Raw genomic sequence first — 22,787 nt, 5'->3', positions numbered from 1 at the left:
CAGCGGTGACGGAAAGCGTCACGATTGCCAGAACCCCTCAATCCCGGAGGTCGTGATGCCTGTCCGTCGTCGCATGAATGTGTATTTCGAGACCGGTCTGCTGAACGAGGTCTCCCTTCTGGCCGCCCGGCAGAAGGTGTCGAAATCCGCCGTGGTCGAGATGGCCGTGCAGTCCTTTCTCACGGGCGATGACGCGGGGCAGCGGGAAGCAGCACTCATCCGGCGTCTCGATCATCTCTCCCGACAGATGGATGGCATGGACGAGGATCTGTCCATTCTGGGGGAAACGCTGGCGCTCTATGTGCGGGCATGGATGAACGCCCAGCTTCCTCTGCCACCAGATGCCCAGGAAGCCGCGAAGGCGCGCGGACGCGAGCGGTATCAGAATTTCCTGACCGTCCTGCTGCGTAATCTCGCGACACGGGACCGTTTCCTCAAGGAACGCAGTCGCGATATTGCGGCGTTTCGGGAACACCGCGCGGTCAATCCGCCTGCGGGGCCATCTGGCGGGCCAGACGAAGCAGGGCCGTCAGGGGTGGAGTGACGTTGTGCCGTGACCACGCGGCGTAAAAGGGCAGGATCACGGGCTCTTCCCCGATCGGGCGGTATACCAGCCCCTCAAGTGCCAGGCCCTGCGCCGATTGCGTAGTCAGCGCGACGCCCAGACCGAGTGACACCAGCACCATCAGCGTATCCCGCCCGACACGCAGCGTCTCGATTGCATGGGGCACATCCACATCACGTAGATAACGGTCCGCCAGTTCCATCAGCCCTGTGCTGATGCCATCGGTGCGGGTCAGGAACTTCCGCCCCGTGAGATCGGCCCACCCCACACGGTTCTGCGTCGCCAGCGGATCATCCAGCGGCAGGGCGATGACCATTTCCTCGGTCCAGAGCGGGCAGGTTTCGAGGAAGTCGTGCAGAGGGGCTTCCGTGAACAGGAAATCGGGGGCAAACAGCACATCCACGCGCCGGGCGCGGAGATCGCCCAGCACGTCCTGCGGGGAGGTCTCCTGCGGACGAAAGGCGATCTCGGGAAAAGAGGTATGAAAGGTGCGCAGCAGGTCGGCCAGCGCACCCGTGACAATCGGCGATTGCAGGCCGATGCACAGCACTTCACGGCGATCATCGCGGCCCAGGTCCGTTGTGCCCAGCGCGCGGCCAATCTGGAGTAGCGCCGGGGCAATCAGGTCGAGAAAGGCCCGGCCATGCAGGGTGAGGCGCAGGGACTGGAAGCGGCGACGCTCGAACAGTGTCACCCCGAGAGCTTCTTCCAGCACCATCAGGCGGGAACTGATCATGGACTGGCTGATGCCCAGGATCTCGGCGGCACGGTGGAAGTTGAGTTGTTCGGCGACGACCAGCGCCTGCACCAGGGCGGGCAGCGCGATATGGCCAGTCGCCAGAAGATGGTAGAGCCGGTCTCGTGTCAGGGGACCGGACGGGCCGGGGACGCCGGGCAACGGCGTGTCGGGGTCAGTCATGAGACGGAGCCGGAAAAAGGGAGATAAAAGGAGATCACAACGGGCATTTTCGTATTCCGTCGTACAGAAGAGGCCAATACCTGGGCATGTTCCGGAAGAAAAATGTCAGGGCATCGGCTTCATGGATGTTGCAGGAACGCACTACGCATGTTGCACGGTGCCACCCGATGAGTTTGGCATGGCTCGCCCCCCGAATGTTGCCAGGGGCAACCCACGCATCTTGCAGCGAGGCGGCCCCTCGAATTTGGCCTCGAGACGAGGGGCAACACACTGATTTTAAAGGAAGAAAGTCGGTGCAGTTGCGGGCGGTAAAATTTTACCAATTATACGTGAGATTACCATAAACTTTTCGGCCCTGCCCTAGCTCACATTGATAGGATTGACAGCTCGTAACATAATATTTGTTTGTGAGGTTGGAAATTGCCAACTGTGCTTTCAGTCCTTTAAGAGACGGAATGGATGCAGCGAAATAATAATGTGCACCAATATCGAAAAGCATGAACGCTGGAACTTTATAAGACTCAACTGCTGTGGAATATGTAAAGCCTATATATCGGATACCTCTATTAATTCCGAACCCATTCATATATGAGTTCTTAAATGTATAATCCACAAATGCGTTAAACATATTCCGAGGTACCATCTGAACGAACTTGCCAGATTCGCTGATAGCCGTTCCTACATACGACATCGCAACAGGATCGTATTTCCGAGCAGTCAAATTGCTATTCGCGTAACGAACATCCTCATACGTATATGATCCTACAAATTTTATATTTCTTGTTATGTTTGCATTCGCGGACATCTCAAATCCTTGAGATTTAACTGTCCCTGCATCTTCGCTACTATTGTGAGCTAAGTCTGATATTAAGTAGTGATTCTCTAATATATGAAAAGCCGACCCTGTAATAAGAATATCCTTCCCAGGGACTTTATATTTTAAACCAGCTTCCATCTGCTTACCCGTCAAGGGTGAAAATGGTTGACCTAGCCAATTGGTGCCCGTCTGTGGTATGAACGACGTTGAGTAGCTAAAGTAAGGCGAGAGTCCGATATCGGAGTTGTATACAACTCCGGCTCTCCATGTGAAGGCTGTCTGAGGTTGCGGAGCTGTGTCTTTTGTAATATTTTTTCCTGGATATATTGTTGAGCTATGAGCACTATAGTTTACCCAATCTTCGCGTCCGCCAAGAATTACAGATAGCCCTCTCCACTTAATTTGGTCTCGAAAATAAACTCCCTCTTGAAAATATCCGTAATTATTTTTCCCTTGTACTAAATAACAATCTGCTGAATTCGCATTAAAGCATGGTTTGTAGTTTGGTTGAGGGTTGTACACATTAACTATTGGCTCGCTTGCAAAGTCAAAATCGTCACCGAGGGTATAATTGTATTGTCTAAAATCCGATCCGACTACCCAAGTATGCTGGACCGGACCTGTCTTGAATTTTCCAAGCAACCGAGTGTCAAGCGCAGCCTGAGTGCTCCCTGACCACTGATTCCACGGCTGAATGGCGATTTCGTCTTTACTGTACATGTAGTCAAAATAAGATGTTTTGCTTGTTCTTTGGGATTTCTCCCAACGGAATGTTTGATTAAAGTTGATGAACTTATTGAATTTATGGCTAAATTGATATTCAAACATAGCGTCTTTTTCGCCACTAGTGTTCCAATTGGGAGTCCCCAAAAATGTATGCCGGGCAATCCGCCCTTCTCCGTTGGATACAAGAGTTCCCAGTGCTGGGTAGTATGCGCCAAGACCATCCCCGGGCGTATACATATAAGAACCTAGAAGCGTGAGATTTGTATTGCGATCAATATCCCATGTGATGGATGGAAGCACACCAACTCTGTGGTAATCCACATGGTCCGTTTGTGTTCCTTGAGTAACACCAATGGCAGCAATACGATATCGAACATTACCCGATTTTGTTATCTTGTCGCTGACATCGACCGTAGCTTCATAACGTCCCCAGTTTCCGAAGCCGACTGAAACTTGATGAAGCGGGGTGTTGGTAGGCTTTTTTAAGGTCATCCCGATCATTCCTCCGGGAGTCACTTGCCCATACATCACGGATGCGGGTCCATTTACAACTTCAATTCTGTCCAAAAAGCTAGTTTCACCAGCGGCTGCAGAATGCGCCATAAGACCATCAATGAATTGAGACGAGGTGAAGCCTCGTTGGACAATCGTGCCACCACCGTTGGCTTGAGCAGCACCATTACCTGTAGTCCCTCCCTGTTCCGCATATACCCCGGGCATATAACGTAGTGCCTCCGCAACATTCTGTGGTTGCTGATCCACCATTAACTGCTTGGTAATCACATATACAGAGTTGGGAATTTCCGTAATAGAAGTATCAGTCTTTGTCCCCGCCATAGTGTTTTCAGCAACGTAACCAACACCGGGTCCGGTTGGGTCTTGGTGCGCAACAGTGCCACCCACACGGACAGGGCCGAGCGTGATGTTGGTAGCATTCTTTCGTTCGAGGACGAGCGTGTGAGCATTCAGTCTATGGAACTGTACAGGCGTCCCATTAAGCAGTGAGGAAAGAGCGGCTTCTGGCGTCATCGCGCCGGACACACCACTGGTTTGGACATTTCTCGCAATGGCGGGATCATAAGATGTTTGTCGGCCGGACTGCAGCCCGAAGGCTGCCAGCGCGCTGGAGAGCGGCTGCGCCGGAATATGGAAACTTTTGATTTCGGCACTTTGTCGCGGCGCATCCTCCGCCGCTGCCAAAGAAGGAGTCCCCTGCGATAACGCGACCTGCGCGATGCCGATCATCAGATAGTGCCGAAAACGCCGCGCGTGACACGTGGCTCTTGGTTCGTTGGGTGACATCCTTGTCAACCGCTCCTTCTCGTTCTTCGCCGCATTTCATGCGAACGCTTCGCATTCGCCTAATTATGAGAAGAATGAGGAAGGCGTTTTTATAGGGGGCTTGCGCGAAAAAAGTGGGGTATCCGATGGCTATCGAGAACAGGATGGGGCAGGCTTCGTTCGGTCATCGGGATTAAAACAGCTTTCCGCCAATGAGCAGAAAGTGGGAGCCAACTTCCCGAACGGCGACATGCGTTGGTGCAGCGACAGCCCGAAGCGCGCCCGGTATATCCGTCAGATCGTATGTTCCGGCGACATGGGACGCATTGAGGTCTTCGCCGTAGGAGACGATGATCCCAGGATAATAGCGGCGGAACGTTTCCACGACGGAGTGAACACTTGCGTCGCTGACAGTCAGGCGTTTCTGTTGCCACGAGCCGATCTCGCCGGGGTCCATGCGGGATGTTGTCATAGTCCTGGACCGCAGGTCGATCGAGATGACGTCCCCTGCTGTCATGTGTCGTTCAGGAGAGGGGGCTGCAGTGCCGTAGGTGAGACCGACGTTGCCTTCGTTCACAGCGACTACGATCCGATCTTTCTCTTTGTCGATGTCGAAGCGCGTTCCTATATCGCGCACGGTTGCCCCACCTGCGATGGCAGTGAAGGGATGGGCGTCATCGTGGCGGACACTGAAAAAAACCTCACCGGCCAGCACTTGGACCTGCCTCGCTTGGGGCGTATAGCGTAGAGCAATGGCCGAGCGCGCGCCGAGTGTTGCCGTGCTGCCGTCGGGTAACTGGATAATCCGGTTTTCAGCCGTTCCAGTTCGATAGTCCGACATAAGAGAAAGACGGATATCATCACCAAACAGGAAACCGAGACCGATCATGCACAAGGCGCTCGCCAGAAATATGGCGCGGCGACGCGGTGATGCCGGAGACTTCGGTAATCCTATGCTAATCTGACTATCAGTCGAGGTATCAAGGGGGAGAGCGACTGGCCCTATATCCCCGGTCAGATGCCAGATATCGACCATGCTCAGCCATGCCGCATCATGCGCGGGCTTTGCTTTCCGCCATTTCTGGATTTTGGCATGCAGCGATGCATTGGTCGGATCATCCACGAGAAGAACGAGGAGATCGGTAGCCTCCGAGACCGCCTGTGAATCATCGTCGGTCGGGGATGTGTTCATAAGATCCACATTGAAGAATGATCTTGCGCCGCGTTCGTGCAGCGCTCCTTATAAGGTGACGAGCCAGATGTCCTGTTTTCAAGGAGCGCGGTCTTTCTCGGTTGAAACCGCCTGTTCGTCCAGAGCCGCTTTGCATTCCTTGAATGCGTCGGCAATCAATTGGGCCGTCCGACCTATGGATATATCCATAGTTTCGGCGATTTCGCGCAGTTTATACCCGCCAAATCGCTGCATTTCGAACGCTATGCGGGTACGGGGAGGCAGCTTGTCCAGAACGGTCGCAATAACAACAAGCTGCGACCGTGAGACAGACGAATCTTCGGGGGTTCTGTAATCAGTTGAAAGTGCTGCAAGAATTTGTTCGCTGCGCGTTTCTTCAAATCGGACCTTACCTGACTTGATATGATCCAGGGCAAGGCGGCGGACAATTTGTGTGAAGTAGGAAAGCGGACTGATGATGACTGTGCCGCTACCGACAGCTTGGGACACGTTGACGAAGGCATCCTGCACGATGTCCTCCGCTTTTGAGCGGGAACCAACAATCCTGGCCGCGAGATTCAGAAAGCGGGGCCTGTTGTCCAGATAGATCGAAAGAATTGTCTCGTTGCTTGCCACGGCATCCTGTTCCAGGTGCTCACCGAAATCGAATCTGACCTCCCAAAGCACGACAAACAATATTAAGAATGGCTCTCAATTTCAAGGAAAGAGAGGGAGCAGTCTGGGTTATGGATCGGTTTTTTGGGCATGGCAGGTAGCGATCTGGCGGCTCTATAAAAACAGGAAGGTCGTTCGTCCCAATGACCGGCGCTGTGTGTCGGCAGTGGTTCGTGCTTAATATTCTGAGACAAGGGATCAAATTGCGATCTCCAACGAATGTCGGTATCGGCCAGACCGTGCCCCCGCAACCAAAATCCACAAACAAAATCAATACCTTAAAAGGCCGCGCAAGCGGCCTTTTGGCGTTTAGGAATCAGTCGGTAGAGAAATCTCGCGTAGTGTCCGGACGCGCGGGGCGTGACACGGGAGGGTAGGGAAGGGCGAGAATCGGGATGATGATCCTTAAGATCAATCGTCTGGAATCGTTCCGAGGCCCGAGAGCACTAGACCTCCGTCTCTTTGCGGTCAGATGAAAGCTTCCACAAATTTACGGCACGACTTTAAGAGGTCACGAGAAAGTTCGTCATCATTGAGTGCGCGAGCAACCGCTACGCCTCCGATCATGAGCGCGCTAATGGCAAGAGCGCTATCTGTATCTTTGATGGTGGGAAGTGCGCCGACTTTGTCGACGATATCTTTATAGACCTGCGTATAAGTTTCTCGTATCTCGCCTTCCTGTTTAGCAACGTCAGTGGCCAGAAATGCCAAAGGGCAAGGAGAGCCTTCTTGCCCCCTGAAATGCCCTCGATTTGAAGTAAGGTCTGTCCATTGGAGACGGACGATGAAGAAAGCGCGTTTCACCCAGGAACAGATCATCGGGATACTGAAAGAGCAGCAGGCGGGTGCGTCGGCGGCCGATTCGTGCCGCAAGCACGGGATCAGCGATGCGACATTTTACACCTGGCGGTCGAAATACGGCGTGATGGACGTCTCGACGCTGAAGGAACTGCTGGTAAAAAACTCGTGACGCCCGGTTTGCGGCGAGACGCCGTGGCCTGGGCGATCCGGGCGAAAGACTATTCGCAGCGACGGGCCTGCCGGCTCATTGGCATGGACCCGAAGACGTGGCGCTATGCGTCACGCCGCCCGGATGATGCCGCAGTGCGGGGGCGGCTGCGCAAACTGGCTGCGGAGCAATGGCGATTTGGCTATCGGCGCCTGCATATCCTGCTCGACCGGGAGGGGCTAGCAATGAACCACAAGAAGCTGTGCCGGCTGTATCGCGAGGAAGGGCTGTCGGTCCGCAAGCGTGGCGGCCGGAAACGGGCACTGGGCACGCGCTCGCCGATGATGCTGCCCGACGGGCCGAACCAGCGCTGGAGCCGGGATTTCGTCTCGGACGCGCTGAACAACGGACGGCGGTTCCGCGTGCTGACGGTGGTGGACGACTACACGCGCGAATGCCTCGCGCTGGTGGCGGATACGTCGTTGTCAGGCGAACGGCTCGGCCGCGAACTAGACCGGATCGGGGAACATCGCGGCTGGCCGCTGATGATCGTCAGTGACAACGGTACCGAGATGACTTCGAATGCGATCCTGGCCTGGCATGAAAAGCGGTCGGTGCTGTGGCACTATATCGCACCGGGAAAGCCGCAGCAGAACGGGTTCGTCGAGAGTTTCAACGGGCGGTTCAGCGACGAATGCCTCAACGAGCATCTGTTCCGCAACATCAGCCATGCTCGGACGGTCATCGACGACTGGCGAGCCGACTACAACGCCGTCAGGCCCCACACCAGCCTCAATGGCATGACACCAGAGGCTTTCGCTCAACACACCGGCAACGCATACAGCAACCCACAGACCCTAACTCAAAACTGAGGGCACGTTCGGCGCAGGGTCAAAATTTTTTACGCTCTGTAATTTACGTTCCAAAAAATCCAGACGATCTTGTCCCCAGAATAATTCATTGTCGAAAACGTAAGTGGGAGTACCGAAAATGCCGAGACGCTCGGCGTCCTGAAGGTTATCCAGCCACGCCCCCATGACTTCGGGCGTGTCTGATGTCGCCATAAGAGCTTTCCCGTCGGTTCCGATGCATTCCTCCACCAGCGAGCAGAGAGTCGCGGGATCGGCAATATCTCTGTCTTCGGACCAGAGTGCCGATTGAATCCCCCACGAGAGCGCAGCTCCATCGAAGCCCTGACGATCTGCTGCAATAACCAACCGTGCGGCAGGTTCTATAGTCCGACATGGATAAAATTTTGGCTCCAAATTCAACGGAAGCCGTAAAAACTCACGCCACCGAAGCAATTCCACACGATGATACGCCTGACGGGCGACGGGGCGCGTTCTCAGGGGAATTCCCCCATTGGCTTGAATAATACGGATAGGACGCAGGACTAAACGGGCCCCTTCTTTCGCCACAATCTCTCTTAGCCGGGGAAAACCTAGATACGCCCAGGGAGAGGAGATGCCGTAAAATGCTTCGACCACGAGCGGTGCGTCGATTTTGTTCACTGGTGATGCCCTTTCGCTACGGAAGATAGGGTTGGATGCCCCAACCAAAAAACAACTGCGAACGTTCGTTTATTTTTTAATTAAGATCAAAATTATAACCATTCATGCGATGAATAATTAATTTTATCGTGTTATTTTTGGCCAACTTCTCGGCCTGCAAATCACCACGCTGTTTAGTTATAAAAAATAACAACCATATGATATTTAAGGGTAATATTTAATATTTTTCCATTCCTTTCCCTTGAATCTTGAGCGCTTGGTTGCCTGCAGAGGGTCTATGTGATGATATTATAGAATTCCTATTGCAATGTCATTCTCAAATATCATATAACGAGTAACGCATCTGGTTCGTTTATTTATATAACTACGGCAAATCGCTGTGGTTTGGAGCTCTCGTCATGGTTTTCGTGATCACGAAAATGCGTTTCATTCCGGTAGCGTTTGTCCTCACGTGCATGAGCTCGACAGCACTGGCGACCACGCCGGCCCCGAAAAAGCCCCTTTCGAACAAGGCGGCGCAGGCGCATAAGCCCGCGCTGACACGATCTGGTGCACCATCGGATGCCAACAAGAAGACGCGCACTGGCCCGATCAGCGCACGTCAGCGAGAAGAACTGGATGTGGTCTTTACGCGCGCGCCGGACGGGGTCAGCAATACTACCGCTGGGGGCGGGCTTTTGCCGCCGCAGACGACTCCGCACCTGCAAAGTGGCGTAACGCGCGATTTCATTGCCAAGCAGGCCCAGACCTCCAATGCCTTGAGCCTTTTACAGATGTCACCCGGTGCGGTCGTCGGCGGCGCAGACCCCCTGGGACTATCGGACCATGCCGGTATCAGCGTGCGAGGCATGGACGTCACTGAACTCGGACTTGTTTTTGAAGGCATGCCGGCGGGCGATCCTGTCTATGGCATTGCGGATACTTCGGAATGGGCGGATACGGAAAACATCTCCCGTATTGACCTGACACAGGGCAGCAGTGACATCGCGACCCCGTCCTACAGTGCGGTAGGCGGGCAGATTTCGGCGGAGCTTCGGAACCCGTCGAGCAAACGTGGCGGCTTTCTGGAACTAAGTGGTGGGACACATGCCACGAACAAGGACTTCCTGCGCTTCGACACTGGAGAACTTGGTCATTCAGGAATCTACGCATTTGTTTCGGGATCCTACACCCGCAACAACAACTGGCGTGGTCCCGGCACGAACCGCCGCTACCATGTGGATGCCAAGCTGACCAAAAGCTGGGGAGAAGGGAGCCATACCGCCGCCGTGTTTACGTGGAACACAGTGGATGAATCTCCCACACGTTATCTGTCATTGGCGCAGTGGCAGCAATATGGCCGGTCCTACAATTATGCGGGCAGCTATAAGCCCGGGTCTACGGACTATTACCGTGAATTCCAGTACGATCGTACGTCGCTCATGCTCAGCGTGCCCACGCACTTCAAGCTGACGAACAGCCTGAGTGCTGATCTCACGCCGTATTATCAGTGGATGAGCGGGTCCGTGCCCAGTGCTACGACGTTGAGCCCTGGCAACATCTATTATGGAAACCAGTCTGCCGGGGCAATTGATTTCCCTACAGTTTACAATGGCAGTGCCGCCGTTGCCGCCCTGGCCGGTTCCAACAGTTATAATACAGGGTTTACTGGCAATCTTGCACTGCACACGGGTATCAATACGCTGCGCGTGGGCTACTGGTATGGGAATCTGAACAAGAATTCCCTGTACGATTATGCTCCTGTCAGCAGTGCGGGCAACATTATGGACGGCACCATTCACACGCAATCCGGGGCTGTGCTTGCGACAAAGAATTTCCATCTGATGCAGCAGGTAAACGGCTTTTATATCGAGGACACGCTTTCCCTGCTGAACAACCGCCTTGATATCACGGGCGGTTTCAAGGAAGTGCTCATGTCCCGCTCGGGCACCAACGCTATCCCGGGGTCGACGTATCATTGGTCTACCAACACGGCGACGCCCTTGCCGCGCATGTCTGTAAGTTACAAAATTACACCGCAGGATACGGTCTTCTTCAATGCATCGACCGGCTTCCACGCCCCGGCGTCGGACGTGCCGTATTTTGACGCTTTCAATATGTCCACCGGCAAGCTTGCCACCCGGGGACGGACCGACCTTAAGAACGAATATGCGATCAGCGAGGAACTGGGCTTCAGGCACACGGGACTGGTCAATATTTCTGTCGGGTTGTTCAACTATAATTTTACGAACCGGCAGGTCTCCAGTTCGGTTTATGTGGATGGTGCATTGACCACGAACTTCATCAATGCCGGTGGCCAGACAACCCGGGGCGCGCAGGCTGAAATTGCCCTGCGGCCATGGCACCATTTCAGCCCGTATGTGTCGGGGCAGTATCTGCATGCCACCCTCGATAACAATATCGCAGTCGGGAATGACTACCTGCCGACCAAGGGTAAAACCGCCATCATGAGCCCCAAGTTCACGGCATCAATCGGTGTGTCCTATGATGACGGGCGCTTTTTCGGGAATGTATACTTCAACTATGTTGATTCCCAGTATTCCACATTCATGGATGACGAGAGCATTCCTGCCTACAAGACCGCCAACATCACGCTTGGCTACCGCATGAAATCCATCGGCTTCCTGCGTAGCCCGCAGATTATGGTGAACCTGATCAATGTGGGGGACAGCAATTACCTGTCGGGTATCTACACGGCAAAAACCAACGCCAAGACAACCCGGGGCATCTATGGTACATCCATAGCAGGAAGCGCGCCGGCCTATTACCTGGGTGGTGGATTTGCGACTGTTGTTGGAATTAGCACGGGTTTTTGATCTCTTATGCTCACAATGCGGCAAATCGAGGCGTTTCATGCTGTCGTATCCATCGGCAGCATGACAGGGGCTGCAAAATATCTTGAAAGAACGCAGTCCGCTGTCAGTCGTCTGATACTCGAACTGGAACAGGCCACGGGCCTGACGCTGTTCCAGCGGTCGGGTACGCGTATCAGGGCGACCGAAGACGCTATGCTGCTTTATGAGGAAGTCCGGCGTTCTTTTATCGGCTTGCGCTCGATCGAGGACAAGGTGCGCGAAATTGCCAGTGGCGCGGGCCGCAGGCGGATCACGGTTGGGGCGACGCCCGCCCTTGCAAGCGGGATTGTGCCAAGGGCGATAGCCCGGATGGATGCTGACATCACCACGACGCTGACAGCCATGACATCGGAAAGCGTATGCCACGCCGTGGCTGATGGCGGCATTGATCTCGGGCTGGCCACACTGCCTCTGGAACATGAAAACGTGCATCTGCACTGGATCGGGGAAGCCCCCTGCGTGGCGGTCCTGTCCGAACACGATCCGTTGGCAGGAGAAGCCATCATTTCGCTCAAGCACCTGTACAACAGGCAGGTGCTGACTGTGGCCAACCCCTTCCGGCTCAGAGGTGTGGTCGATGCGGCGTTGAAGTCCAGCGGCGTCAGCACCCAGGCCCGGCTTGAAACCAACACATCCCTGACCGCGGTTCTGGCGGCACGGGAAAATCTGGGCATTGCCCTGGTCGAACCGGTCACGGCCTATGGTATTCCCGTGCAGGGCACGGTTGTGCGACCCCTGGCCGAAATAATACCTTGGGTCTGGAGTGTGCTGACGCCTGTTTTCAGGCCACTGAACATAGAGGTCGAACGTCTGATCGAAAGCATCGGCCAACTTGCACAAGACCTGATTCCGGGTTTTTCCCGTCATCCGCCTGAAGACCTGGAAACACTTCAAAAGCGGCTGTTCAGAGCAGGCACGGAGGACAAAGCCCTTGGCTCAAAATAATGGACTGGTCGGGCTGGAAGAGCGGCTGAGGGGCGAACTGGAAGAACTGAATCTTCCCGCCCGCCCCTGGGTATCGCGCAAAAGCGGCGAAGGCGCACCGGATTATGATGTTATTGTCATCGGTGGTGGCATGCTGGGACTTGCCGCCACGGCGGCGCTGCAGTTTCAGGGCGTGACATCCGTACTGTGCCTCGACCGAGCAGAGCGGGGGCGCGAAGGTCCGTGGCTGAATTACGCGCGCATGCGCACCCTCCGGACCCCCAAAACCGCCGTGGGGCCCGCACTCGGTGTTCCCGCCCTGACATTCCGGGCATGGTTCAGCGCACAGTATGGAATAGATGCCTGGAACGAGCTGGATAAAATTCCGACACCTCTGTGGATGGCGTATCTGTGCTGGTATCGCAAGGTTCTTGCCTTGCCTGTACGTAATCAGACTGACGTCACGGATATTGCCTTTTGTGATAATGGACTGATTGCGGTCTCGGTCACGGGCAATCCTGCGCCGCTGACCACCCGCCGGGTAGTGATCGCCACCGGAATTGACGGACTTGGCCAGCCGGCCCTGCCACCTGTAGCCAGCAAAATTCCCCGGCGTTTGTATGCACATTCTTCTGATCCGATCGATTTCGAAGCCCTGCAGGGCAAGCGGGTTGGTGTCGTCGGAGCGGGATCTTCCGCCATGGATAATGCGGCAACCGCGCTGGAGGCAGGAGCCAGCGCGGTTGATCTGTTTGTAAGGCGTGAATGCCTGCCAGATATCGACAAGTTCAGCGGGATCAGTCATGAGGGGCTGATTGTCGGCTATGTGACACTTCCCGATGAAGTTAAATGGAAAATCATGCGATCGGGATATGATTTTCCGGTTCCTGCCCCGCGTGAAAGCGTTTTACGCGTCTTCCGTCATGCCAACGCCCGCATGCATCTGGGCAGCCCCATAGTGGACGCACGAGAACGCTCCGACGGGCTGGTCGTGCGCACCCCCCATGACGAGGTGGAACTGGACTACCTTATTTTCGCAACCGGGTTTGCCTGCGCATTGGATAAAAGACCCGAACTGCACCGCCTTGCCCCCCTGATCCGCCTGTGGCGGGACAGCTTTACCCCGGCCTTGGGTGAAAACTGCCCAGGGCTAGCCGCACTGCCCGATCTGGCCGACGATTTTTCATTCAGGGCCAAGAACCACCAACATGCTCTTAATCTTTCGCACGTTTACGCGTTCAGTTTCGATGCAACACTCAGCCACGGTAAACTGACCAGCGGTGCCCCCGGGCTGACCGAAGCAGCCCAGCGTCTCGCGCGCGGCGTTGTCTCATCCCTGCTGCGCGAAGATGCACAGATCGTCCTGACACAGTTCAGTGAATACAGCCGCTCAGAACTGCTTGGTAACGAATGGTCGCCTGAACAGGTTGTAACGACCAGCAATAAAAAGGAGGCAACACCATGACACGGGATGCACAGGTTCTCTACGGCAACAGCGTGGTAATCGACGGTCTTCAGACCTGCGCGTGGAGTCGGCCTGTTTTCGAGGAAATGCGTGCTGCCGGCCTGACCATGGTGAATGCGGCCTCTCTCCTGTGGGAAAACTTCAGTGAAGGCATGGCGTATATCCGCACATGGGAACAGCTTTTCGCGGATAATGCGGATCTGATCATGCCCGTCCGTACGGTGGACGACATTGAAACGGCCAAGCACACACAGCGGACGGGTATCAGCATTGGCTGGCAGAATACCTCGCCCCTGGAAGACAGGCTGGACTACATCCGGCTGTTCAAGCTTCTTGGCGTCAACATCATGCAGTTGACCTACAATACACAGAACTATTCCGGCGCGGGATATCTGGAACTACGCGACAGCGGCTTGACGGGTTTTGGCCGTGAAGTCATTGCCGAAATGAACCGCCATGGTGTGCTGTGCGACCTCAGCCATGTTGGTGACCTTACCGCGGCAGAGGTCATCGCGCATTCGAGCAAACCGGTCTGCATTTCCCATGTGCTGCCCCGGGCGTTGCATGATGTCAAACGTAACAAGTCCGACGATCTGTTCAAGGCCTGCGCGGCCAAGGGCGGGGTCATCGGTCTCAGCCTGTTCGCGCCGGGCCTGAAAGCCGGCAACGACGCCACGATAGAAGATTATCTGGACGCCATGGCCTATGTTCTCAACCTTGTGGGGGAAGATCACGTGGCTATCGGCACGGATTTCAGCACGGGTCACCCCCGGCCCGGTCCGTGGCAGGTCTGGGCGAACCGGGACAAGGGCTATGCCCGGCAACTGACCAATTTCGCCCAGACGGTTATCCGCAAACCGGCGGGGATCGCAACAATTGCCGAAACACCCAACCTTGCGCCAGCCATGCTCCGCCGCGGCTGGTCGGAAACGCGGATCACGAAAATTCTCGGAGAAAACTGGCTCCGTATTTTCCGCGCGACATGGACGACAGAAACATGAATGCGCCACGCCTCCTGAACCGGCGCGGTTTTCTGCTCGGGGCTACGGCAGCGGGCTCCACGCTCGCGACGGGTGCCCGCGCAGACGCCACGACCGTGCTGACGGTGGCGGGTTTCGCGGGCCCGTTTCAGAGTATTTTTCGCACGGTTGTCATGGATACGTTTGAGCGCAAGCGGCCAGATGTCAGGGTTGTTTACAGACCGGCCATGAATTCCGCCCAGATGCTGGCCATGTTGCGACTGGAACGCCAAGCCCCCCAGATCGATGTGGCCATTACCGATATCTCGATCTCCTTTCTGGCGACGGCGGAAAATCTTCTGGCACCGCTGGCGGAGCAGGCCATGCCCAGCCTTGCGGCAATCCCCCCATGGGGACGGCCCGAAGGCATGTATGGTGTTGCGTTTTCAACAGATAATCTGACCCTTTTATACGATACACGTGCTTTGAAATCCCCGCCAGGTAGCTGGCTCGATCTGGCACGCCCCGATCTGGCGGATCAGATCTGCCTGCCTGTGGAAGACACGCGGGGCGTCGTTCTCCTGCCTTTGCTGACGCGTATGCAAGGCGGTGACTACCGGCGGAGCATAGAGCCCGGCTTGGCCGTAATGCGTCGGTTCGCGCCATTGGTCGCAACATGGAACGCCCAGCCGGATATTTATACCCTTCTGCTGGCTGGAACCGTAGCACTGGGTGTGGGCTGGAACGGACGCGCGCGCATGATTGCGCAGGCTAATCCGGGGATGCTGTCCGCGGTTATCCCGCGTGAAGGCAGTGTGGCGCAGATCAACACGCTGAACCTGACGGCGCGCGCTCCGCAGGGCGAACTGGCCCAGGCGTTTATCGACCATGCCCTTTCTGTCGATGTTCAGGCAGCGTTTGCGGAAAGAGCCTATTATGGGCCAGTCAACAACCATGTCGTGCTGCCCGAGGCCCTGAAGTCAGCCATATCAGGACCGCCGGAGGCCGCAGCGCGGGCCATGCAACTCGACTGGCGGTTTGTCAGCGCGCATTACAGCGAATGGGTACGGCGTATCCAGCGGGAGGTTATCAGTGGTTGATGCCGCGTCCTACCTGACTGTCCAGAACCTGCGCAAAGCCTATCCGGGTTCCACTACTCCCGCGGTTGCGGATGCCACCCTTACACTGGAACGTGGGCGCATGCTTACGCTGCTCGGGCCTTCGGGCTGTGGCAAGACCACGTTGCTGAGAATGCTTGCCGGGCTGACAACGCCGGATTCAGGGCAGGTACTGGTTGGCGGGCGTTCCATGATCGGCGTGCCACTGCACAAACGCAACATGGGCATGGTGTTTCAGTCCTATGCCCTGTTCCCTCACCTGGATGTCGCCCGCAATATCGCGTTCGGGCTGGAGGTGCGCGGCATAAAGGATGCCGCCTGTCGCAAACGCGTGAGCGACATGATGGACCTCATGCATCTGGGGGGACTGGAACACCGGCGGGTTGCCGATCTTTCCGGCGGGCAGAGGCAGCGCGTGGCCCTGGCTCGCGCCCTTGCTATCGAGCCTGATATCCTTTTGCTGGACGAACCTCTGGCCAATCTGGATGTCAAGCTGCGGGGCATCATGCGCGATGAAATCCGTAGCCTGCAGCGTCGTCTGGGCATTACCTCGGTATTCGTAACACACGACCAGGAAGAAGCGCTTTCGATCGCGGATGTCGTGGCCGTCATGTCTGACGGGCATGTCCGCCAGATTGGAACACCTGTCGAGATCTATGACCGTCCAGCCAGCCGGTTTGTCGCCTCCTTTGTCGGGCGCAGTAATTTTCTGTTCGCCCGGTATGGCGGTTCCGGCAGCACGGAGGTCGAAGGGTTGGGCCCGGTGCCCCTGCCGGCCGATATCCCGCCGTGGGAAGGCCCGGGCATTCTGCTTGTACGCCCCCACCATGTTCAGCTTGGCGCGCCACAGGCAGATGCTTACACCTGCTCTGCAATTGTGGAAGACATTGTCTATACGGGGGACCGCTACATTGTCGCCGCCAGAGCAGGTCAGCTTCGTCTGTGCGTGGAGCAGGGGGCGCCTCTACCCGCCGGGGTGAGCATCGGGCAGGATGTCCAGCTTTCATGGTTGCCACGGGATATGCGCCTTGTCGCGGAGGATACGGTGTGAGCGGGAGCATGCAGGCACCCCCTCGCTGGTTGCGGGGGCTTCTGCTCGCGCCGGGGCTGCTGGCGCTGGCCGTAACGTTTCTGCTGCCGCTGGTATGGCTGGGGCGGATATCGGTTCTGCCCAGAAGCGGCGATGGTGTGACGCTTCCCGGTTTTACGCTGCAAGCCTATCAGCACGTGCTGGGGGATAGCTTCTACTGGTGGGTGCTCTGGAAAACTGTGTGGCTTGGATTGCTGACGGCGTGTCTTGCCGTGCCCATGGCCTTTCCCATAGCACTCTTTCTGGCCCGCTCCACCACGCGCTGGCGTGGGGTTCTGGCCGCCCTGGCTATCGCGCCCTTGCTGACCTCCACCGTCATCCGCACCTATGGCTGGATGGTCATTCTGGGGCGGCATGGCATGATCAACGACATGCTGTTGTGGTCCGGGATGCTGGCCATGCCTGTCAGGCTGGACAACGGCACCCTGGCAACAGTGATCGCGCTGACGGAAATCCTGATGCCGTATGCCATCATATCCATCCTGAGCAATCTGGGGCGACTGGACACGGAAATCGAACAGGCGGCCGCCCTGCTGGGGGCGACACCCGTGCAGGTGTTCCGACGTGTAATCCTGCCGCTGGTGCTCCCGGGGCTTATGACAGCAGCATTGCTGGTTTTTGTCCTGGCTGTCAGTTCCCTGGTCACGCCCCAACTCATGGGGGGAGGGCGGGTGTTCGTGCTCGCCACAGAAATTTTCAATGAAACAACGCTCACCCTTAACTGGCAGGTAGCAGGGGCACTCTCCATTCTGTTGCTGCTGCTGTTCGGAGGCGTCATTTCTGTCTACCAGCGTATTCTCCAACGCATGGAGGAACGGTTTTGAACCGCGCGCTGGGGCTGTTGTGCTGGAGGGGGCTGATTATCGCCCTGTACGCCTTTCTGCTGGCACCGCTTGTGGTCGTGCTGGTGGTTTCGTTCGATACCCGACCTTACCTGCGTTTCCCTCCCGAACATCTGTCTTTGGGGTCTTACGCCGCGGTTCTGCACAATACCGCGTTTTTGCATGCAGGGCTGCTTAGTCTCCTCGTGGGGGCGGCGGCGGCCGGGGTATCGCTGGCAGTGGGCACAGGGGCGGCTTTGGCATTGGGGCGAAAAGTTTTTCCCGGCCGTTCCGTCATACAGGCCCTGCTTTTTTCCCCCATGGTGGTACCCCATATCGTGCTTGCGGTGGGGTTGATGATGACATTGCAGCCTCTGGGGCTTCTGGACACGCTCAGCGGTCTTATTATTGCGCATGTAGGTATCACCATGCCCTATGTCGTGCGGATCGTGCTGTCCGGGCTGAAAGGGCTGGACCCCGCGTGTGAGGAAGCAGCGCGCCTGCATGGGGCCACACCGTGGCAGACATTCTGGCGCGTGACGGTGCCCGCATTGCGCGCAACGCTGGTTGCAGCGGGACTGATCGCCTTCTTATTCTCGTTTGACGAGGCCGTTATCGTCCTGTTCATCGCAGGACATCGCGCCACAACCTTGCCGCTCGCAATTTACCACTACATCCAGTTCCGGACAGATCCGCAGGTGGCAGCCCTGTCTGTACTGGTGGTCCTGGCCAGCATGATTCCCGTGGTGGTGATTGAACGCGGCATAGACATCCGCCGCGCTCTGGCAGGATAGAGCAGGGGACAACGCGGGGAATATGGTTAACGTGACACATGTTCGCACGCAGTATGGTCGTCTTGAAGGCCGTCTGATTGATGGAATTCATACGTTTCTGGGGGTGCCCTATGCGGCACCTCTGTCAGCCGGCAGGCGCTTTGCCCTGCCGCAGGAACCCAAGCCCTGGCGGGGTGTGCGTCCCGCTCTGGCCCATGGGCCAGTATGCCCTCAGATTCCCACCTATGGGCCGGTGGGACGGGGTGCTACATCCGCCCTGAACGCGGGGGAAGACTGCCTGACACTGAATATCCGCACACAGGATACGCATGACAAGGCACCTGTTCTTGTCTGGGTTCATGGGGGTGGCTATGCCGTGGGTTCAGCGAATGAGGCTGTTCTGCAGAGCGGGGCTTTCGCAGCCAACGGGATTGTGGAAGTCACCCTGAATTATCGATTGGGGGCGCTGGGTTTTCTGCACCTGGATGGGGCACCGGATAATCGGGGGCTGCTCGATATCATCTGCGCACTCAAATGGGTGCGCGATAACATCGCCAGTTTTGGGGGCGATCCCGCGCGTGTGACACTTGCGGGGCGTTCAGCCGGTGGCTTCGCCGTCGCGACACTGATGGCCATGCCCGAGGCGCACGGACTTTTTTCCCGCGCGTTGATACAGTCCGGCGCGACGCCCGCCGTCCTGCCAATCCATTGCGCCCGGCGGACGACAGAACGGTTCCTGTCCTGTCTGGGAGGGAAGGGCTTTGCGCTGGAAACGATGGACATTGCGAATATCCTGAACGCCCAAAAGCAGATATGTGATGAATCCTATGAAAGTCATGACTGGCACCGCGACGGCTCCGTCACGGTCGTGGGCATTCCCTTCCAGCCCGTTATCGACCCTCATACCCTGCCATATCCTCCCGAGCAGGCTGTAACCATGGGCGGCGTAGCCCCCATACCCGTCATGATCGGCACAACGTCGGCGGAGTATCTTACGCATTCGCGGATGCATCCACATCTGACATATAATGCCCTTGCCCCACTGTTGGACCCGCGTGTACGACCGTTAGGACTAAGCGGGCAGATCATGGTCGAACGCTACCGGCAGGCGTTACCCGAACACAGCCCGATCGGGTTGTGGCGCGCCATAGCCGGTGATCTTGTGTTTCAAAACCCGACGACACGGTACGCATCTTTGCTCTGTCAGACCCAGCCTGTTTACAAATATCTCTATGGTGACATCCAGGCAGATGAAACCGGCGCTGCGCATGGAGCGGAACTGGCAGAAGTCTGGTGGCGGGAAGGAATGCATGTGGAGAATCTGCCCCAGCGCTATCATGGGTTGAACGAAGTGTTTGCGAGGCAGGTTCATGCGATATGGCGAAGCTTTATCGCCGATCCCACGCCAGTTCTCCCAGATGGTTCCCATTGGTCGTCATATGGTCTTTCGGAACGGACCATCCTGTCTCTTTCAGTCCACGCACTCCAGCAGAAAAAAGATCCCTTCGCTGTCAGGGAAACCTTGTGGCACCCCTGATCCTGGCCGTCCCGGCCGCTGCACCTTCTCACCCACATATTATCTGTTCCGAACGATAGGGGCCCGAACGGGACAGCAACTACACCAGATGTATAGCGAACCGCCTGTCTACAGTCCGGGTTCTCTGATCATCCATTTGGGTTCTGGTCACGATGGATATCGAAACAGAAATTTCGCGTACGTTGGTATCGGTCTCGCTTCCTGCCATCGTGTTGTCTGCAACATATCCCTTTCCAGCGCCAACAAGATCCTGCTGGGATATACCTGTATTCTGGACACGGATCGGACCCCAGCATAATAGCAAAAGATTATTATACGATCGTGAAATATCCCGAACGGCCCTGCAACACCGCAAGGCCATGACGACCGAAAATTTGTGAAAAACCACTCTGCACCGAGAAGTCTCCGTGCAGGCCCGGCAGCGACAAATCTTGCGCGATGCGGGAATTATATTCCAGCTTCGTGCCGGTCGTGGCTGCAAACTGCCGCGACACGCTGGCAAGCGAGCCTGCTGGTATGTCCACATGCACTGTATTCTGCATTGTCGTAGGGGCGGTAGAGGCCGACTTGACGCCCCCCGTGGTACTCCCACCTCCCAGAGCGACCATAAATGCCCCCAGACTCATTTCTGGGTCTCAGACTTTACCTATGTCCAGACCTGGAATGGCATGGTCTATGTGGCGTTCGTCATTGATGTGTTCGCCCGCAGGATCGTGGGCTGGAAAGTCTCGACTTCCATGACCACCCAGTTTGTGCTCCACGTCCTTGAACAGGCCATCTGGCAACGAAAGCCCGCGGGAAACAAGGCGCTGATCTATCATTCGGACCGTGGATCACAATACCTGTCGATCCGATATACCGCGCTGGCTGACATCGACGCCTCGGTCGGCACGGTCTGTGACAGCTACGACAATGCACTGGCGGAGACGATCAACGGTTTATACAAGGCCGAGGTCATCCATCATCTGGGGCCATGGAAATCCATGGCGCAGGTCGAATGGAAAACCCTCAGATTGGTGGACTGGTATAATAACTGATGCCTGCTGGCGCCAATCGGCTACAGGCCGCCCGCCGAAGCCGAACGGGTCTTCTATGCAGATCAGAGCAGACTTGATATCGCAGCCTGATTACTGAACAAATCGCTCTCCGGTAAAACCGGGGCTGTTCAGGCGAGGTTCATATCTCCCTACGCGGCAAGTTGACGGGTATCCTCGATCTCGCCCATGGCAAAGGAAACCAGAGGGAAGCCCGTTTTATGATGGCAGCGGTCGCAGGCCCCCGCAACCAGGCACAAGTCCGTGATTGAACACGATAAACCCGCCCTAAATAGGCGGGTTTTTGTGCCCGAAACACGCCGCAGGAAACACATAGGAAACAGATGAAAAGGTAATCCAGCGTAATTTTGTCGAAGATCACATGTGTGTGAGTTTGGCTTGGGGCGTCGCCTGACTGAGCCGAAAGGTGATCTGACTCTCGTAGAGCGGCCGACGGCTGGATAACAGATTCCGATCAGATGTTTCCGGAGAGCCGGAGCAGATACGCTTCGAACATATCGGCCATGGCGTCGGCATAGGCTGCGATTTCTTCATCGCTTCGGGGTGTTTCCGAGAATGCCTTGCCGACGGCACCGAAAGTCGTCCTGATAAGATCACCTGCCAGGGTGCGCTCGTCGTTCGTGGCGTTCGGCAGGACTTCGCGCATAAAGCGCTCGATGATCTCAGTCCCCGCCTGTCGCACTTCTGCGGCTTCTGGTGCATCCCGATAGAGGGGAGCGGCATCGTCGAGTGCTATACGGACGGATGCTTCCGCGCATTCCGAACGGATGAAAGCATGAGTCAGTACTCGCAAACGCGCCAGCGGTGGTTTGCCGGCATCTTCAAGCGTATCGCGCAGCATCGCGGTCGTCTCACGCCATTCGTCGGTCTGGAGCCGGAACAGGATGGCGGCCTTGTTGGGGAAATACTGGTAGAGCGAACCGATGCTCACGCCGGCTTTCTCCGCCACACGGGCTGTGGTGAAGCGTGTGGCGCCTTCCTCGGCCAGAACACGAACAGCCGCTTCCAGAATCGTGGCGACAAGTGCGGCCGAACGCGCCTGGCCGGGCTGTTTGCGGACGGAAATCCTTGGGTTGCGGTGATCGGTCATGGTGTTCCAAGGAATGCGAATAGGAAACGCGATGAATCAATCGTATTTTTGCGGGGTGCGCAAGGTAAAGCGCAGCAATCCCGTTACTGAACAGAGATTACATTATGACCCCTGATAAAGCTCCCATTCTGAGGAGTTCACCTGTTGCTCCGCTGCTCGACCGGCTGTTCGCCGAGGCGGACGCAGCCACGAGCCCTGCCATCTCTAATCTGGCCCCAGAAGAATTGCAGCGTCTGGTCGGCAGTAGGGATGACTACGTGCAGTTCTATGGTCTTGCAAAAGACCTGTGGCTTCCTGTCTCACGCGAAACAGGCAGGCTTCTGTACATGCTGGCCCGCACTATGAAGGCGCAACACATTATGGAGTTTGGGACATCCTTCGGGATCTCGACAATCCATCTTGCCGCGGCCCTGCGCGACAATGGGGGTGGCAGGCTGATCACCACAGAGTTCGAACCTTCCAAGATCGTCCGTGCGCGGCAGCATG

At 56.4% G+C, this 22,787-nt stretch carries 20 protein-coding genes and 1 pseudogene; 13 read left to right on the top strand and 8 right to left on the bottom strand.

All coding sequences use genetic code 11. The annotated features are described in order from the left end of the window. Nucleotides 1–55 precede the first annotated feature (55 nt). A complete protein-coding gene (locus tag J2D77_RS14260) occupies nucleotides 56–544 on the top strand; it encodes a hypothetical protein (RefSeq protein WP_207846983.1) in 489 nt (162 codons plus the stop codon). Here J2D77_RS14260 and J2D77_RS14255 read toward each other — a convergent pair. The 5 genes from J2D77_RS14255 to J2D77_RS14235 all read right to left on the bottom strand — a co-directional run bounded on the left by J2D77_RS14255 (nucleotide 483) and on the right by J2D77_RS14235 (nucleotide 6,865). Then, the gene (locus J2D77_RS14255) at nucleotides 483–1,484 is read right to left on the bottom strand and encodes a LysR family transcriptional regulator (protein ID WP_207846982.1); all 1,002 of its coding nucleotides are present in this window, start codon (nucleotides 1,482–1,484) and stop codon (nucleotides 483–485) included. The two genes, J2D77_RS14260 and J2D77_RS14255, sit on opposite strands and share 62 nt — an antisense overlap. A gap of 316 nt (nucleotides 1,485–1,800) precedes the next feature. Further along, nucleotides 1,801–4,272, bottom strand: a complete 2,472-nt coding sequence (locus tag J2D77_RS14250) for a TonB-dependent siderophore receptor (RefSeq protein ID WP_230975831.1) — start codon at nucleotides 4,270–4,272, stop codon at nucleotides 1,801–1,803. Between the two features lie 229 nt (nucleotides 4,273–4,501). Continuing rightward, a complete protein-coding gene (locus tag J2D77_RS14245; protein ID WP_207846980.1) occupies nucleotides 4,502–5,500 on the bottom strand; it encodes a FecR family protein in 999 nt (332 codons plus the stop codon). A gap of 78 nt (nucleotides 5,501–5,578) precedes the next feature. Next, nucleotides 5,579–6,115 (bottom strand): sigma-70 family RNA polymerase sigma factor, encoded by a 537-nt coding sequence (locus J2D77_RS14240; protein ID WP_207846979.1) that lies wholly within the window; start codon nucleotides 6,113–6,115, stop codon nucleotides 5,579–5,581. Nucleotides 6,116–6,622: 507 nt separating this feature from the next. Next, nucleotides 6,623–6,865 (bottom strand): hypothetical protein, encoded by a 243-nt coding sequence (locus J2D77_RS14235; RefSeq protein WP_061490032.1) that lies wholly within the window; start codon nucleotides 6,863–6,865, stop codon nucleotides 6,623–6,625. 73 nt (nucleotides 6,866–6,938) lie between these two features. Here J2D77_RS14235 and J2D77_RS14230 point away from each other — a divergent pair. Then, nucleotides 6,939–7,975 (top strand): IS3 family transposase gene (locus J2D77_RS14230; protein WP_207846978.1). Its coding sequence is split into 2 segments (ribosomal slippage): nucleotides 6,939–7,110 and nucleotides 7,110–7,975, totalling 1,038 coding nucleotides; the frame shifts between segments, so codons are not numbered across the junction. Here J2D77_RS14230 and J2D77_RS14225 read toward each other — a convergent pair. Beyond that, a complete protein-coding gene (locus tag J2D77_RS14225) occupies nucleotides 7,961–8,614 on the bottom strand; it encodes a 2-hydroxychromene-2-carboxylate isomerase (protein WP_331000133.1) in 654 nt (217 codons plus the stop codon). The two genes, J2D77_RS14230 and J2D77_RS14225, sit on opposite strands and share 15 nt — an antisense overlap. Before the next feature lie 455 nt (nucleotides 8,615–9,069). Here J2D77_RS14225 and J2D77_RS14220 point away from each other — a divergent pair, with 455 nt between their 5' ends. The 9 genes from J2D77_RS14220 to J2D77_RS14180 are packed head-to-tail and all read left to right on the top strand — an operon-like array spanning nucleotide 9,070 to nucleotide 20,156. After that, nucleotides 9,070–11,430: a TonB-dependent receptor gene (locus J2D77_RS14220; RefSeq protein WP_207846977.1), complete on the top strand. Its 2,361-nt coding sequence runs from the start codon at nucleotides 9,070–9,072 to the stop codon at nucleotides 11,428–11,430. A 6-nt stretch (nucleotides 11,431–11,436) separates the two neighbouring features. Continuing rightward, nucleotides 11,437–12,414 (top strand): LysR family transcriptional regulator, encoded by a 978-nt coding sequence (locus tag J2D77_RS14215; protein ID WP_207846976.1) that lies wholly within the window; start codon nucleotides 11,437–11,439, stop codon nucleotides 12,412–12,414. Beyond that, nucleotides 12,401–13,858: an NAD(P)-binding domain-containing protein gene (locus J2D77_RS14210; protein WP_207846975.1), complete on the top strand. Its 1,458-nt coding sequence runs from the start codon at nucleotides 12,401–12,403 to the stop codon at nucleotides 13,856–13,858. The genes J2D77_RS14215 and J2D77_RS14210 overlap by 14 nt, the downstream gene beginning before the upstream one ends. Beyond that, complete coding sequence (locus tag J2D77_RS14205) at nucleotides 13,855–14,859, top strand: membrane dipeptidase (protein ID WP_207846974.1); 1,005 nt, start codon at nucleotides 13,855–13,857, stop codon at nucleotides 14,857–14,859. Before J2D77_RS14210 ends, J2D77_RS14205 begins: the two co-directional genes overlap by 4 nt. Continuing rightward, nucleotides 14,856–15,917 (top strand): extracellular solute-binding protein, encoded by a 1,062-nt coding sequence (locus J2D77_RS14200; RefSeq protein ID WP_230975828.1) that lies wholly within the window; start codon nucleotides 14,856–14,858, stop codon nucleotides 15,915–15,917. The genes J2D77_RS14205 and J2D77_RS14200 overlap by 4 nt, the downstream gene beginning before the upstream one ends. Continuing rightward, nucleotides 15,910–16,986: an ABC transporter ATP-binding protein gene (locus tag J2D77_RS14195; protein WP_331000134.1), complete on the top strand. Its 1,077-nt coding sequence runs from the start codon at nucleotides 15,910–15,912 to the stop codon at nucleotides 16,984–16,986. Before J2D77_RS14200 ends, J2D77_RS14195 begins: the two co-directional genes overlap by 8 nt. Nucleotides 16,987–16,994: 8 nt before the next feature. Then, entirely contained in the window at nucleotides 16,995–17,849 is an 855-nt protein-coding gene (locus J2D77_RS14190) for an ABC transporter permease (RefSeq protein WP_207846972.1), read from the top strand. After that, nucleotides 17,846–18,640, top strand: a complete 795-nt coding sequence (locus J2D77_RS14185; RefSeq protein WP_230975826.1) for an ABC transporter permease — start codon at nucleotides 17,846–17,848, stop codon at nucleotides 18,638–18,640. The genes J2D77_RS14190 and J2D77_RS14185 overlap by 4 nt, the downstream gene beginning before the upstream one ends. A 31-nt stretch (nucleotides 18,641–18,671) precedes the next feature. Continuing rightward, a complete protein-coding gene (locus tag J2D77_RS14180) occupies nucleotides 18,672–20,156 on the top strand; it encodes a carboxylesterase/lipase family protein (protein WP_331000135.1) in 1,485 nt (494 codons plus the stop codon). 311 nt (nucleotides 20,157–20,467) lie between these two features. Here J2D77_RS14180 and J2D77_RS14175 read toward each other — a convergent pair whose 3' ends face one another. Then, nucleotides 20,468–20,680, bottom strand: coding sequence for an STN domain-containing protein (locus J2D77_RS14175; protein ID WP_207846970.1), 213 nt, complete (start codon nucleotides 20,678–20,680; stop codon nucleotides 20,468–20,470). Nucleotides 20,681–20,785: 105 nt separating this feature from the next. Between J2D77_RS14175 and J2D77_RS14170 the strand changes: the two are divergent. Then, a pseudogene (locus J2D77_RS14170) lies at nucleotides 20,786–21,283 on the top strand (DDE-type integrase/transposase/recombinase); the annotation flags it as partial. 382 nt (nucleotides 21,284–21,665) lie between these two features. On the opposite strand, the gene J2D77_RS14165 reads toward J2D77_RS14170, so the two are convergent. Beyond that, nucleotides 21,666–22,301, bottom strand: coding sequence for a TetR family transcriptional regulator (locus J2D77_RS14165; protein WP_207846968.1), 636 nt, complete (start codon nucleotides 22,299–22,301; stop codon nucleotides 21,666–21,668). 104 nt (nucleotides 22,302–22,405) lie between these two features. On the opposite strand from J2D77_RS14165, the gene J2D77_RS14160 reads away from it, so the two are divergent. Continuing rightward, a partial coding sequence (locus J2D77_RS14160) for an O-methyltransferase (RefSeq protein WP_407927104.1) occupies nucleotides 22,406–22,787 on the top strand: 382 nt, incomplete at its 3' end.

Source organism: Acetobacter garciniae (assembly GCF_017377735.1).
In the GTDB taxonomy this organism is placed as follows: Bacteria; Pseudomonadota; Alphaproteobacteria; order Acetobacterales; family Acetobacteraceae; genus Acetobacter; species Acetobacter garciniae.
Note: the sequence above shows the minus strand (reverse complement) of the source record. Positions and strands in the feature narration are given on the sequence as shown.

Coding starts and splice junctions, on each gene's coding strand:
- J2D77_RS14260 (WP_207846983.1), top strand. CDS start 56: ATGCCTGTCCGTCGTCGCATGAATGTGTATTTCGAGACCGGTCTGCTG.
- J2D77_RS14255 (WP_207846982.1), bottom strand. CDS start 1,484: ATGACTGACCCCGACACGCCGTTGCCCGGCGTCCCCGGCCCGTCCGGT.
- J2D77_RS14250 (WP_230975831.1), bottom strand. CDS start 4,272: ATGATCGGCATCGCGCAGGTCGCGTTATCGCAGGGGACTCCTTCTTTG.
- J2D77_RS14245 (WP_207846980.1), bottom strand. CDS start 5,500: ATGAACACATCCCCGACCGACGATGATTCACAGGCGGTCTCGGAGGCT.
- J2D77_RS14220 (WP_207846977.1), top strand. CDS start 9,070: ATGAGCTCGACAGCACTGGCGACCACGCCGGCCCCGAAAAAGCCCCTT.
- J2D77_RS14215 (WP_207846976.1), top strand. CDS start 11,437: ATGCTCACAATGCGGCAAATCGAGGCGTTTCATGCTGTCGTATCCATC.
- J2D77_RS14205 (WP_207846974.1), top strand. CDS start 13,855: ATGACACGGGATGCACAGGTTCTCTACGGCAACAGCGTGGTAATCGAC.
- J2D77_RS14200 (WP_230975828.1), top strand. CDS start 14,856: ATGAATGCGCCACGCCTCCTGAACCGGCGCGGTTTTCTGCTCGGGGCT.
- J2D77_RS14190 (WP_207846972.1), top strand. CDS start 16,995: ATGCAGGCACCCCCTCGCTGGTTGCGGGGGCTTCTGCTCGCGCCGGGG.
- J2D77_RS14165 (WP_207846968.1), bottom strand. CDS start 22,301: ATGACCGATCACCGCAACCCAAGGATTTCCGTCCGCAAACAGCCCGGC.